The organism is Ancylobacter moscoviensis, assembly GCF_007559435.1.
Classification (GTDB): domain Bacteria; phylum Pseudomonadota; class Alphaproteobacteria; order Rhizobiales; family Xanthobacteraceae; genus Ancylobacter; species Ancylobacter moscoviensis.
In genome coordinates this window covers 76,730-89,593 of record NZ_VMBP01000007.1, presented here as the reverse complement: position 1 = coordinate 89,593, position 12,864 = coordinate 76,730, and the positions used below count along the sequence as shown (strand labels likewise).

Sequence of the window (12,864 nt, the reverse complement as noted above, 5' to 3'; positions counted from 1 at the left end):
CTCTAGTGGGTGGAGGCGCGCTCCTCAAGCGGATCCCCTTCCCCGGTGGGGTTCGACGCGGTCTTTTCGCTCTTGCGGCCGAGCCTTTCGAACAGGCGGATGACGAAGACGAAGAAGACCGGCACGAAGAACACCGCGAGCACGGTGGCCGAGATCATGCCGCCCATGACGCCCGTGCCGATGGCCTGCTGGCTGGCGGCGCTGGCGCCGGCGGCGATGGCAAGCGGCACCACGCCGAGCGTGAAGGCCAGCGACGTCATGACGATCGGCCGGAACCGCAGATGGGCGGCCTCGATGGTCGCCTCCAGCAGCGGCTTGCCCTGGGCGCGCAGATCCTTGGCGAACTCGATGATCAGGATTGCGTTCTTGGCCGACAACCCGATGATGGTGATCAGGCCGACCTTGAAATAGACGTCGTTCGGCATGTCGCGCAGCATCACCGCGAGGACGGAGCCGATGACGCCGAGCGGGATCACCAGCATCACCGCGATGGGGATGGACCAGCTCTCGTAGAGCGCCGCGAGGCACAGGAAGACCAGCACGCAGGACAAAGCGAGCAGCATCGGCACCTGCGAGCCGGACTGGATCTCCTGCAGCGACTGGCCGCTCCATTCATAGCCGAAGCCGTCCGGCAGCAGGCCGGCGATGCGCTCGACCTCGGAGATGGCGTCGCCGGAGGAATAGCCCGGCGCCGCCTGCCCGCTGAAGCGCACCGACGGATAGCCGTTGTAGCCCACCGCCTGCGAGGAGCCGCGCGTCCATTCCACATGGGCGAAGGACGACAGGGGCACCATGCCGCCATTCACGTTGCGCACATTGAGCTTGAGCAGGTCCTGCGTCTGCATGCGCCGCGCCTGGTCCGCCTGCACGGTGACGCGCTGCATGCGTCCGGAATTGGGGAAGTCGTTGATGTAGGACGAGCCGAGCGCGGTGGTGATGGTGGCGTTGATGTCGGCGAAGGTGACGCCGAAGGTGTTGGCCTTCTCGCGGTCGATCACGAGATTGACCTGCGCCGCGTTCGGCATGCCTTCCACATTGACGCCGACGAGGATCGGGCTCTTTGCCGCCTCGGCGAGGAACTGCGCCTCGGCCGCCGCCAGCGCGGCCGTGCCGAGACCGCCGCGGTCCTGCAGGCGGAAGGAGAAGCCGTTGGAGTTGCCGAGCCCCTGGATCGGCGGCGGCGACAGGGCGAAGACGATGGCATCACGCAGCGAGGCGAGCGCCATGGTCGCGCGCCCGGAGATCGAGGTGGCGGAATCGCTCGCGTCGCGCTCGCTCCAGTCCTTCAGCGTGACGAAGGCGAGGGCGGCGTTGTCGCCGACGCCGTTGAAGCTGTAGCCGCTGATCGCGACCACTTCGGCCACGCCCTTCTCGCCGGCGAAGGTCTTCTCCATTTCCTGGATGACCTCGAAGGTGCGGTTGGCGCTCGCCTCCGCGGGCGTCTGCACGTTCACCAGCACGTAGCCCTGGTCCTCGTTCGGCAGGAAGGCGGAGGGCAGGCGCACGAACATGTAGCCGAGCGCCACCACGATCACGAGATAGATCGCCATCACCCGGCCGGCGCGCTTCAGCAGCCAGCCCACCGAGCCGCTGTAGCCGCGCGAGGTCCGGTCGAACCCGCGGTTGAACCAGCCGAAGAAGCCCTTGCGCTCGGCGTGATGCCCCTTGGGGATCGGCTTGAGGAAGCTGGCGCACAGGGCGGGCGTGAGCGAGAGGGCGAGCAGCGCCGAGAACAGGATCGAGGTGACCATGGTCAGGCTGAACTGGCGGTAGATCACGCCCACCGCGCCGGGGAAGAAGGCCATCGGCACGAACACCGCGGTCAGCACGAGGGTGATGCCGATCACCGCGCCGGTGATCTGCTTCATCGCCTTGCGCGTCGCCTCCTTCGGCGGCAGTCCCTCCTCGACCATGATGCGCTCGACATTCTCGACCACGACGATGGCGTCGTCGACGAGGATACCGATGGCCAGCACCATGGCGAACATGGTCAGCACGTTGATGGAGAAGCCCGTCGCCAGCATGACCGCGCAGGTGCCGAGCAGCGCGACGGGCACCACCAGCGTCGGGATGACGGTGTAGCGGATGTTCTGGAGGAACAGGAACATCACCAGGAACACCAGCCCCACCGCCTCCAGCAGTGTGTGCAGCACCTTCTCGATCGAGGCTTCGACGAACGGGGTGGTGTCATAGGGCACGACATATTCGATGCCGGTGGGGAAGAAGCGCGAGAGCTCGTCCAGGCGCGCGCGCACCGCCTGCGATGTCGCCAGCGCGTTGCCGGTCGGGGTGAGCTGGACGCCGATGGCGGCGACCGGCTTGCCGTTCAGCCGGGTGGAGAAATTGTAGTCCTGCCCGCCGACCTCCACCCGCGCCACGTCGCGCAGCCGGACGGTCGAGCCGTCCGGATTGGCGCGCAGCACGATGGAGCCGAACTCGTCCGGCGAGGTGAGCTGGCCCTTGACCAGCACGGTCGCGGAAATCTGCTGGTTGATCGGATTGGGCTGCGCGCCGATGCGCCCCGCCGCGACCTGCGCGTTCTGCGCGGAGATCGCATTGGTGATGTCGGCCGTGGTCAGGTTGAGGCCGACCATGCGGTCGGGATCGATCCAGATGCGCATCGAGCGTTCGGTCGAGAAGAGCTGCGCCCGGCCGACGCCGTCGATGCGGCGGATCTCGCTCAGCACGTTGCGGCTCGCATAGTCGCCGAGGCCGATGGCGTCGACGGCTCCGTCCGTGGAGGTGATGGCGACCACCATGAGGAAGCCGGACCCGGCCTCCTCCACCTGCACGCCCTGCTGGATGACCGACTGCGGCAGGCGCGATTCCACGCGCCGGATGCGGTTCTGCACGTCGACCGCGGCCTGCTGGGAATCCGTGCCCGGCTGGAAGGTGATGTTGATCTCGACCCGCCCGGACGTATCCGAGGTGGATTCGAAATAGAGCAGGCCAGTGGTGCCGTTCAGCTCCTCCTCGATCAGGCGGGTCACGCTCTGGTAGATCGTCTCCGGTGAGGCGCCGGGGTACACCGTGGAGACGGTGATCTGTGGCGGCGCCACGTTCGGATATTGCGAGATCGGCAGCATCGGCAGGGCAATGACGCCGGCGAGCGCGATGAAGATCGCGACGACCCAGGCAAAGACCGGCCGGTCGATGAAAAAGCTCGGCATGGTTTCCGCCTCAGTTCGCCACGTTCTTCTCGCCGCCCTCGGCACGGGCGTCGTGGTGCCATCCCGGCTTCCAGTCCTGCGCCGTGACCTTCGCGCCGACGCCGATCTTCTGGAAACCGTCCACGACCACCCGGTCGCCGGGCTTCAGCCCACGCTCGATCACCCAGCGGTCGCCGACGATCCGGCCCGCCGTCACGCCGCGCAACTCCAGCGTGTCGTCCGGCCTGACGATGTAGAGCTGCGCCTGGCCGGCGGTGTCGCGCTGCACCGCCTGCACAGGAACGGCGAGCGCGTCCTTCTGCAGGCCCTGCTCGATCTCGACGCGCACATACATGCCCGGCAGCAGGTCGCCGTCGGGGTTCGGGAATTCGCCGCGCAGCGTGATCTGCCCGGTGGAGGCATCGACCATCGCCTCGGAGAACAGCAGCCGTCCCGGGCGGGGATAGCGGCTGCCATCCTCAAGGATCAGGTGCACCGGCGTCTGGTCCGGCTCCACCTCTTCGAGAGTGCCCTCCTTCAGCGCACGGCGCAGGCGAATGAGCTCCGTCGCCGACTGGGTGAAGTCGGCATAGACGGGATCGAGCTGCTGGATGGTCGCCAGCGTGCCGGAGGTCGACCCGACCAGCGCGCCCTCGGTGATGGTGGCACGACCGATGCGCCCGCTGATCGGGGCGGTGACGTTGGCGTATTGCAGGTTGAGCTGCGCCTCGGCGAGCCCGGCTTCGGCCGCGGCGACGTCCGCATCCGCCTGAGCCAGCGCCGCAACGGAATTGTCGACCTGCTGGGCGCTGCTGACGCCGCGCGTGCGCAGCTCCTGCTGGCGGTCGTTCTGCTGGCGGGCCTGAAGCTGCGAGGCCTTGGCCCGCTGCAGCGTCGCCTTGGCACTGGCCACCTTCACCTCGAACGGCGCGGGATCGATGCGGTAGAGCACGTCTCCCTCGCGCACCATCGTGCCCTGCACGAAGACCCGCTCGACGACGATCCCCGAAACCCGCGGCAGCACTTCCGCGATCCGCGTCGGCGCGATGCGGCCCGGCAGCTCGTTGGTGATGGCGATGGGCTCCGAGGCGACGGTGATCACTCCCACGGCGGACGGAGGCATTTCCTGGGCTCCGGCCTCGAAAGGCAGCGCAAAGGTTGCCGCAAACGACAGAGCGAAGATGTGCCGGAGAGAGAACGGGATCATGAGATGTCTCGCGGAGGGTACACGTGCCACGACAGACGCGCCAATTAACATACAAACAGTATGTATGTAAATGGGCTTGGCGAATGGCGGCAAAAGCGGCCAGTGGTTCGTGGCCGACCTCGCGACCCGTGCTGCTTCATCTGGCTGCCGGGCAGCCGGTCGCGGACCTCGCCAAGGAGAAGCCCGAACGGAACTCATGTTGAATGGGGTGCCCGACGCTCCGGCGGCCGTCGTCACCGGCGCGCATCCGTTCCGAAAGCGGTGACGGGCTAAGAAAGCCGTTCCTGCCGAGGGAAAAGGCCGGGTTCCGGAACGAGGTATGAGTTTCAGCCGCTGATGCGCACCGGCATGGCCGGACGCGCGTGCCGGACGCGCCGCGCGGCCGGCCGGGTAGGAACCTCGCAGGTGTGCTGCTCCAGCTGCCGGTGTGCCGCTTCGAGACGCTTCCATGCTTCCACGCCGGCCTCGACGAGCTTGAGGCGATCCTCCGGGGTGAGTGCCGGATTGCGCGCCTGCGAAATGATGAAGGCGTACTCCTCCAGCTCGACGTCGACGTCCAACAGCATCTCCCGGACCGCTTGCATGTCGCTTCCTCCCGGCTGCTCGGCCTGATCTTGGTTTTGAGGCCGGAGGACAACGTTCGCCGCCGTTGCCTGTTCCGGCCGACACGACGCCGGGACTTCACGATTGCAACGGGCAGAGCCGGAAGTTTTCAGGCTCCGGCGCGGAACAGATTCTCCGCCATGAAGTCCACAAAGGCGCGGACCTTCGGCGTCAGCTGACGGCCGGCGGGCCAGAGCACGCTGAACTGGTCCGCTTCCACCACGTGATCTTCGAGCAGCGAGACGAGACGCCCGTCGGCGATCTCGTCGCGGACCGCGAAAGGCGGCAGGCAAGCGATCCCCAGCCCCTCGACGGCCAGTCGGATCAGCGGATCGATCGCCGTCGCGCTCATCGCCTCCGGCAGGTCGATCTTCTCCGCCGCCCCGGATCGGGCGAAAGGCCAGGGGCGCAACTTGCCGGTTGTCGGCGAACGCTGATGGAGACACCGGTGGCGCGCCAGATCCTGTAGGGTCGCGGGAATCCCGCAGCGCTCCAGATAGGCGGGCGCCGCCACGATCCGCAGCCGGAACCGGCCAATGTTACGGCTCATCAACCGGCTGTCGGACGGCCGGCCGGTACGGATCACCGCGTCGAAGCCTTCCTCCACCACATCGACGAGGCGGTCGGTGAAGTCGAGGTCGAACTGCACCTCGGGATAGGCACGCATGAAGCCGGCAAGGACGGGTGTGAGCAGCATGCCTACCAGCGGGAGGCTGACGCGCAGCCGTCCCCTCGGCGTCCGGCTCGCCTGGGCGAGCTCGGCCTCGGCCGCCTCGACCTCGTCGAAGATGCGCCGGCATCGTTCGAGGAAGAGCCGGCCCTCTTCCGTCAGCGTCATGTTGCGGGTGTTGCGGTGGAACAGGCGCACATCCAGCCGCTGTTCCAGCCGGGCCACCGCCTTGCCCACCGCCGAGGCCGAAAGACCCAATTGCCGCCCGGCGGCGACGAAGCTGCCGGTCTCGGCGGACTGCACGAAGGCGCTGAGGGCGGCGAACTGGTCCATGGATACTCGATAGCGGAATCTTTTTCCGTAGTCATAGGAATAGACGCCTATTTTTCCCTTTCTGACGCTCGGCTACCGCTGGTCGCACCATTCACCACGGAGCCTGCCATGACCGGAACCTCGCCCGCCGCCTTCTCGGCGCACCCCGCGCCGACGACCTTCATCGTCAATGTGATCCACGCCCATCCCGGCAAGCAGGGCGAGGCGTTCCGGCTCATTCAGGATGTCGTGCACTACGTCGCAGAGCGAAAACCCGGCTTCCTGTGGAGCAGCCTTGCCCGGAGCACGGACGGCCGGACCGTCGTCAACATCGAGGCGATCTCGGATGCCGGCGACGTGGAGCGGTTCTTCTCCGATCCGGTGTTCCTCGAGAAATTTCGCCGGCTCGATGCCGTCTCCACCAGCGAGTTCCACACCTATGCAGTGGATGATCTCGTGCTGCCGAAGGCCGCGGGATGAACGGGGCCGCCACCGCCGCGGAAATCCGCCGCTTCCCGCTCGCCGGCCTTCTGGCGCTCGCCACCGCCGGTTTCATCACCATCCTCACGGAGGCCCTGCCGGCCGGCCTCCTGCCGCAGATCGGGGCGGGCCTTGCGGTTTCCGAGGCGCTCGCGGGGCAACTCGTCACCATCTATGCCGGGGGATCGCTGGTCGCCGCGATCCCCCGGACCGCCGCGACGCAGGGCATGCGCCGCCGACCGCTGCTGCTGGTCGCCATCGGTGGTTTCGCGGTGGCCAACACCGTGACCGCGCTCTCCGCCGATTACGTTCTGACGATGCTCGCACGCTTCATTGCCGGGGTCTCGGCCGGCCTGCTCTGGGCTCTGCTCGCCGGCTACGCCGCCCGGATGGTGCCGGGTCATCTGAAGGGCCGCGCCATCGCCGTCGCCATGGTCGGCACGCCGCTGGCGCTTTCGCTCGGCGTCCCCGCCGGAACCTTCCTCGGCACGGCGATCGGCTGGCGGGCTTGCTTCGGCCTGATGAGCGGGCTGACGCTGCTCCTCGTCATATGGGTGCTGGCGAAAGTGCCCGATTTTCCCGGCCAGGCGGCGGGCCAGCGCCACTCGCTGGGCGCGGTGTTCGGCATGGCGGGCGTACGGCCGGTGCTGTTCGTCACCCTCGCCTTCGTTCTCGGCCACAACATCCTCTACACCTACATCGCTCCCTTCCTCGCCGCCGCGCGCATGGCGGAACGAACCGACCTCGTGCTGCTGATCTTCGGCGCGACCTCGGTCATCGGCATCTGGATCGTCGGCGTCCTGGTCGACCATCGCCTGCGAAGCCTGACGCTCGCCAGCATCGCACTGTTCGTCCTGTCGGCGCTGACGCTGGGCATCCGGGCCGATGCTCCCGCAGCGATCTACGTGGCGACCGGCGTGTGGGGCCTCGCCTTCGGCGGCGCCGCGACGCTGTTCCAGACCGCGCTGGCCAAGACCGCCGGCAATGCAGCCGATGTCGCCCAGTCCATGCTGGTCACCGCCTGGAACACGGCCATTGCGGGCGGCGGGATCATCGGTGGGCTGCTGCTGGAGAAGATCGGTGTACAGGTGTTCTCCCCGGCCCTGCTCTGCCTTCTGGTGCCGAGCTTCATCGTTGCCTGGGCTGCGCGGCAGGGTTTTCCGGCCGACACGACACCTCGTCCGGCAGGGTTCAGCCCTCCTCCGGCCGCCGGGCCCGCGCCGCGTGATGGTGGGCCAGATGCACCCGGTCATCCAGCGTCGAGCACAGGACCGCGAGAACGATCCCGATGCTGATGCCGATCAGCGTATCGAGAACGCGCTCCGACGCCATGCCGGCGCCGTCCGCGGAGGGGGAGGCAAGATAGCTCATCAGCAGCGCCATGGGCGTCACCGTGATCTGCCCGAACGCATAGTTCGTGCCGATCACCATCTCCGTCACGATCTGGAGGACGACCAGCAGAGCGATCACCGTCCACACGGACGGCGCCTGGAGCATGATGAGCCAGACCAGCGCGGCGCCGATCAGCGTCCCGCCCATGCGCTGAAGGGCGCGGTTCATGCTGATGTGAAGATGGCTCCCCTGCATCACCGCCAGCGTGCCCATCGCCGCCCATGCCGGGTGGGCCGCGCCCATGGCATCGGCCGCGAAGGCTGCTATCGCCGAGCCGATGGCGATGCGGGTGGCGGCGATCAGGCGGTGGTCGAGCGGCCGCGCCGGCTCGACCGGGAACGGCGCCTCCGGCGTCGCCTGCCGGCGGACGATCTCCGTCGACGCGCAGACGAGCCAGGCCAGTCCCGCGACCAGGGCCGTCGCGGCGGTGCGCTCCACGATCTGCCACCCGGCATCGACGGGCCCCATGGAGGCCCCGGCCGCGAACGCAAAGATCAGCGCGCCCGGCGGCCCGAACTGCCAGCTGACCGTCGCCAGGAAGAAGAGGCCACACAGAAGCGCCAGCAGCGCCAGTTGAACCGGCAGGGGCGCTCCCAGCCACACGACGGTCGACATGATCAGGACCGCGAGGCACTGGCACAGCGCGCACAGCGCCACGACGCGGCCGCGCCGAGCCGGCGGCGCGAAGCGTCCGAAGAGAGCGACCAGCGCTCCCAACGAGGCGAACCCGACCATGTGCGGCCACGCCGACACATAGGCGAGCGGCAGCGCGACCGCCATGGTGAGCGCCGCCTGTACCCCCGCCAGCAAGGCATTGCGCGGGGAGGCCTGCCGCGCCAGGGCAAGGCTTTCCCGGATCTGGTGCGATCTCAGGAGATGGCGCGCCGCATCGGCACGACCGGCTGCCGGAACCCGCGCGACGGCGGGACGGGCGGAGGGCCGGCTCTCGGCGCTCATGCCGCCGCGTCCTCGCGCCGTGCCGCCTGCAGATCGGCGAGCCGTTGCTCGATATGGTCGAAATGCCCGAGCATCATCGCGATGTCGGCGTCGGAAATACCGGCCAGTATCTCCTCTTCGCCTCGGGCGAGTTCCAGACGGATCACCGCCACCCGCTCCTCGCCAAGTGCCGTGAGGTGGATCCGCCGGGCCCGGCCGTCCGCCTCGTCCACCCGCCGATCCACGAGCCCCCGCCGGCACAGTATGTCGAGCAGGCGCACGAGGCTCGATCCGTCGATGCCGACCCGTGCGGCGAGTTCCTTCTGGGTAATGCCCCCGCCAGTTTCCTGAAGGTGGACCAGAGGCACCCAGGTGGCGTCCGACAGGCCGGCGGCGGCGAGGCGGGCTTCCAGCGCCCGTCGCCAGTGGCGGGCGAGCAGCGAGAAACGGATGCCGAAGCGGCTGCGGGGAGAGGAATTGATACGGTTCATGGCGTCAGGAACCACTATTTAATTTGTATTGCAAATCAAATTAATCGCGCACGAGGTTTATCCAGGCCCGCCAGCAACCCAGACTTCGTAGACCTTGGCACCCGAACCCTGCGGCAATCTCCCGGCCTCCGCCGTCCCTAGCCCCGTTCGACCGAGTCTTCCGCAACCCGCGCACTCCCTCCGGATCTGCATGACCCCGACACCGCCGCTTGAGCAGAATGGTCCCAGGCGGACAGGAGCCGTTCCCCGCAAGCGGATCGGCGACCTGATCATCGCGCTGGTGGCAGTCGCCTCGCTGGCCATCCTCGGCGCCATGATCGACACGCTGAGAACCGCCTACAACGATGTCGAGCTGCGGGCGGAGCGCGAGGCACACAGCCTGCTGGAGGCCAGCGTGAGCCATCTGGAGAGCCAGCTGGCGCTCTGGGACCTCTCGCTCAAGCTGGCGGCGGACATCTTTCACAGGGATCGCTTCGCGACGCTGAATGCCGACGACCGGATCCTCCTGCTGTCGAACCTCGCCACCAATGTCAGCTTCATCGGCTCCCTGCTGGTGCTGGACCGACAGGGAAACATCAGCCTCGACCCGATGTCCCCGGTGCGCCGCACCGGCAATTTCTCGGACAGGGACTACTTCCTCGCCCCCCAGCAGGCCGATGTCGGCACCTTCATCAGCCAGCCCTACCGCAGCCGGCTGCGGAACCACGATCCCAGCATCGCCCTGAGCCGCCGCATCACGGGCCCCGACGGCGGCTTCGACGGTGTCGTCATGATCGCCGTCCGGCTCGCATCGATCCGCGCCATGTTCGACGATCTCGACCCTGGCCAGCGGGGCGCCATCGCCGTGATCAACGCGGCGGGGCGCGTCCTCATGCGCCACCCCTCGCTCGACGGGTCCGGCGATGTCGATCTCGACCTGTCCGCGAGCCCGAACTTCCGCCGCATGCTCGCCGAACAGACCGGAAGCTTCTCGGCCCGCGCCGTCACCGACGGCACCCAGCGGCTCTACGTCTTCACCACCGTGCCGAGGACCGACCTTCTCGTCAGCGTCGGGCTGGCGGAGAACGAAGTGTTCTCGGGATGGTACCGGCGCGTCTACATCACGATCGCGGTCATCGTCGCGATGTGCGCCGTCGCCCTGCTCATCTCCCTGCGGCTGCGCGCCGAACTCGCGCGCCGCGAGGCCGCCGAGACCCAGCTGGCGAAGCTCGCGCGCACCGACCCTCTGACCGGCCTTGCCAACCGGCGGGTCTTCGAGGAATTCGCCGAGCGCGAGCTGCGCCGCTCCCGACGCACGGACCGCCCGCTCTCGATGATCCTGATAGACGCCGATCACTTCAAGGCAGTCAACGACCGCTACGGGCACGCGGTCGGCGACACTATCCTGCAATTGCTGGCGACCGTCATGACACGGCATCTGGGGCGGCCGGGCGACCTCGGCGTGCGGTTCGGCGGCGAGGAATTCATCGCCCTGCTCGCCGATACGGGCGCGGCGGGCGCGGCAATCGTCGCCGACCGGATTCGCCAGGGTTTCGAGACCGCCACGTCGCAGACCCCCAATCTCGACGCGCCCGTCACCGTCAGCATCGGCGTGGCCGAGCTTACCGCCCGCATGGCGGACGTACCCGACCTCGTGGCCGCGGCGGATCGCGCGCTGTATCGCGCCAAGGCATCCGGACGAAACCGCGTCATGCGCGACGAGGAAACGGCCGGCCCGCCGGAGGCGCACGAGGGCGGGCGCCGCGAGGCCTGAAACATTTACGCAGCGGCACTTCCCCCGAACCTCCACCCGGGGTAGAAGAAGCGCCCCGGCCGACGATCCCCGGCGCCTTCCGGCCCATCCGGCGAACGGCCGACGAAAACCTCACGCAGACCCGCCGCAATGGCCTGGACCGCGTGACCGGGTCTTGGAGTGCAGAAGTGATTTCCCTGCAGCGAAACACTCGCCGCATCGTTTACGTCGTCCTGTTCGAGATCATTGCGATCGTTGCGTCGACGATCCTCCTGTCCGAGCTGAGCGGCGGACCGCCCTCCCACTCGTTGCCCATCGCCATCGCGATCTCCTTCATCGCCGTTGCCTGGAACTACCTCTACAATTCCATGTTCGAGGAATGGGAAAAGCGGCGACGCATCCAAGAGCGGCGCTTTCTTCACCGCTGCGTGCACGCCATCGGCTTCGAGGCCGGTCTCATCATCTGCATCGTGCCGCTTTACATGTGGTGGTACGGCATCGGCCCGCTCGACGCCTTCATCATGGAAGTGTCGATCCTGATTTTCTTCCTGGTGTACACCTTCGTGTTCACCTGGACCTTCGATCAGGTCTTCGAGCTTCCGCAGGCGCGCGACTGGCGGCAAACCTGCGCCGAAGGTCCTCCCGGCGCGCAGGGCTGAGCGGCGCGGCCCGACCGAGGACGCCGCTTCCCGGCCGCCGGCGTCGTCCCCGGCCTAGCCGGCCCGCTCCGCGCACGTGCGGGCGCAGGCCCACGGAGGGAACCGGTGCCGCAACGCGCTATCGAAGGAATTTCCGGAAGCGCTGCAGGGAAAACAGGAACAGCGCCCCGCCGATGACGATGAGCGCGAGGAATTGCGGCCACACGACATCGAAGCCGGCGCCCCGGAACAGGATCGACTGCGCCAGCATCACGAAATGCGTGTTCGGCGCAGCGAGCATGATGTCCTGAATGATCTGCGGCATGCTCTCGCGTGGCGTGACGCCGCCGGACAGCACTTGCAGCGGCAGCAGCACGAGCATCAGCAGCAGGCCGAACTGCGGCATGGTGCCGGCCACGGTGGCCAGGAAGATGCCCATCGACGTCGTGGCGAAGAGCAGCAGCCCGGTGCCGAGCAGGAACAGCGTCAGCGACCCGTTGATCGGTACGTTGAGCAGGCCCTGCACGATGAAGATCATCGACACGCTGGTCGCGACCAGAACCACCAGCCCCATCGACCACACCTTGCTCAGCATGATCTCGACCGGCGTCACCGGCATGACCAGCAGGTGCTCGATGGTGCCGTGCTCGCGCTCGCGGATCAGCGCGGCCCCGGTCAGGATGATCGACAGCATGGTGATCGAGGAGATCACGTTGGTGATCGCGCCGAACCAGCTCTTGTTGAGCTCCTGGTTGAAGCGGGAGCGCAGGACCAGGTCGACCGGCACGGTGGTTCCGCCGCGATAGCGGTTCAGGAACTCGCCGACCTCGTCGGAGACGATGGTCTGCACGTAGCCGCCGCCGGAGAAGGCCTGCGACATGCGCGTGGCATCGACGTTGAGCTGGATGGTCGGCGACCGGCCGGCCAGCAGGTCGCGCTGGAAATTCGGCGGAATGTCGAGCGCGAACGTATCGAGCCCCGCATCCATGCGCCGGTCCATCTCATATTGCGAGATGAGTTTGGGCACGGAGAAATAGGGAGGATAGAACGCTGTGACGATGCGCGAGGAAACCGGCGACTGGTCCTCGTCGACGATCGCGATCGCCGCCCGGTTCAGCGTCTCCGGCATGGCCGTGGAGGCGGTGTAGATCGACACCGTGAAGGAATAGACGATCAGCACCAGCAGCATGGGGTCCCGCGCAAGCCCGCGCAGTTCCTTGATCCCGAGCTGGAAGATGTTGGCGCCGCGCATGG

At 67.6% G+C, this 12,864-nt stretch carries 11 protein-coding genes; 4 read left to right on the top strand and 7 right to left on the bottom strand.

All coding sequences use genetic code 11. The features are described from left to right. Positions 1–2 precede the first annotated feature (2 nt). From FO470_RS18600 to FO470_RS18585, 4 genes are all read right to left on the bottom strand, one after another. Complete coding sequence (locus tag FO470_RS18600; RefSeq protein ID WP_144344490.1) at positions 3–3,170, bottom strand: efflux RND transporter permease subunit; 3,168 nt, start codon at positions 3,168–3,170, stop codon at positions 3–5. A 10-nt stretch (positions 3,171–3,180) separates the two neighbouring features. Next, positions 3,181–4,356: an efflux RND transporter periplasmic adaptor subunit gene (locus tag FO470_RS18595; protein WP_144344489.1), complete on the bottom strand. Its 1,176-nt coding sequence runs from the start codon at positions 4,354–4,356 to the stop codon at positions 3,181–3,183. Positions 4,357–4,682: 326 nt separating this feature from the next. After that, positions 4,683–4,916 (bottom strand): hypothetical protein, encoded by a 234-nt coding sequence (locus tag FO470_RS18590; RefSeq protein WP_144344488.1) that lies wholly within the window; start codon positions 4,914–4,916, stop codon positions 4,683–4,685. Between the two features lie 152 nt (positions 4,917–5,068). Continuing rightward, on the bottom strand, positions 5,069–5,962 hold the full coding sequence (locus FO470_RS18585) for a LysR family transcriptional regulator (protein WP_144344487.1): 894 nt from the start codon (positions 5,960–5,962) through the stop codon (positions 5,069–5,071). Between the two features lie 108 nt (positions 5,963–6,070). Between FO470_RS18585 and FO470_RS18580 the strand changes: the two genes are divergently transcribed. Further along, entirely contained in the window at positions 6,071–6,421 is a 351-nt protein-coding gene (locus tag FO470_RS18580) for an antibiotic biosynthesis monooxygenase (RefSeq protein ID WP_144344486.1), read from the top strand. After that, positions 6,418–7,716 carry an MFS transporter gene (locus tag FO470_RS18575; protein ID WP_144344485.1) on the top strand — a complete coding sequence of 433 codons (1,299 nt, stop codon included), beginning with the start codon at positions 6,418–6,420 and terminating at the stop codon, positions 7,714–7,716. Before FO470_RS18580 ends, FO470_RS18575 begins: the two co-directional genes overlap by 4 nt. Here FO470_RS18575 and FO470_RS18570 read toward each other — a convergent pair. Both FO470_RS18570 and FO470_RS18565 read right to left on the bottom strand, forming a co-directional pair. Continuing rightward, positions 7,613–8,770 carry an FUSC family protein gene (locus FO470_RS18570; protein WP_144344484.1) on the bottom strand — a complete coding sequence of 386 codons (1,158 nt, stop codon included), beginning with the start codon at positions 8,768–8,770 and terminating at the stop codon, positions 7,613–7,615. The genes FO470_RS18575 and FO470_RS18570 overlap by 104 nt on opposite strands. Next, positions 8,767–9,240, bottom strand: a complete 474-nt coding sequence (locus tag FO470_RS18565) for a MarR family winged helix-turn-helix transcriptional regulator (RefSeq protein ID WP_144344483.1) — start codon at positions 9,238–9,240, stop codon at positions 8,767–8,769. The genes FO470_RS18570 and FO470_RS18565 overlap by 4 nt, the downstream gene beginning before the upstream one ends. A gap of 190 nt (positions 9,241–9,430) precedes the next feature. Between FO470_RS18565 and FO470_RS18560 the strand changes: the two genes are divergently transcribed. Continuing rightward, the gene (locus FO470_RS18560; protein WP_144344482.1) at positions 9,431–10,993 is read left to right on the top strand and encodes a sensor domain-containing diguanylate cyclase; all 1,563 of its coding nucleotides are present in this window, start codon (positions 9,431–9,433) and stop codon (positions 10,991–10,993) included. A gap of 167 nt (positions 10,994–11,160) precedes the next feature. Then, positions 11,161–11,631 (top strand): PACE efflux transporter, encoded by a 471-nt coding sequence (locus tag FO470_RS18555; protein WP_200837796.1) that lies wholly within the window; start codon positions 11,161–11,163, stop codon positions 11,629–11,631. Between the two features lie 118 nt (positions 11,632–11,749). On the opposite strand, the gene FO470_RS18550 is transcribed toward FO470_RS18555, so the two are convergent. After that, entirely contained in the window at positions 11,750–12,862 is a 1,113-nt protein-coding gene (locus FO470_RS18550; protein WP_144344481.1) for an ABC transporter permease, read from the bottom strand. Between the last annotated feature and the right edge of the window lie 2 nt (positions 12,863–12,864).

Excerpts from the sequence above, each read along its gene's own strand:
- FO470_RS18600 (WP_144344490.1), bottom strand. The coding sequence starts at position 3,170 with ATGCCGAGCTTTTTCATCGACCGGCCGGTCTTTGCCTGGGTCGTCGCG.
- FO470_RS18595 (WP_144344489.1), bottom strand. The coding sequence starts at position 4,356 with ATGATCCCGTTCTCTCTCCGGCACATCTTCGCTCTGTCGTTTGCGGCA.
- FO470_RS18585 (WP_144344487.1), bottom strand. The coding sequence starts at position 5,962 with ATGGACCAGTTCGCCGCCCTCAGCGCCTTCGTGCAGTCCGCCGAGACC.
- FO470_RS18580 (WP_144344486.1), top strand. The coding sequence starts at position 6,071 with ATGACCGGAACCTCGCCCGCCGCCTTCTCGGCGCACCCCGCGCCGACG.
- FO470_RS18575 (WP_144344485.1), top strand. The coding sequence starts at position 6,418 with ATGAACGGGGCCGCCACCGCCGCGGAAATCCGCCGCTTCCCGCTCGCC.
- FO470_RS18570 (WP_144344484.1), bottom strand. The coding sequence starts at position 8,770 with ATGAGCGCCGAGAGCCGGCCCTCCGCCCGTCCCGCCGTCGCGCGGGTT.
- FO470_RS18565 (WP_144344483.1), bottom strand. The coding sequence starts at position 9,240 with ATGAACCGTATCAATTCCTCTCCCCGCAGCCGCTTCGGCATCCGTTTC.
- FO470_RS18560 (WP_144344482.1), top strand. The coding sequence starts at position 9,431 with ATGACCCCGACACCGCCGCTTGAGCAGAATGGTCCCAGGCGGACAGGA.
- FO470_RS18550 (WP_144344481.1), bottom strand. The coding sequence starts at position 12,862 with ATGCGCGGCGCCAACATCTTCCAGCTCGGGATCAAGGAACTGCGCGGG.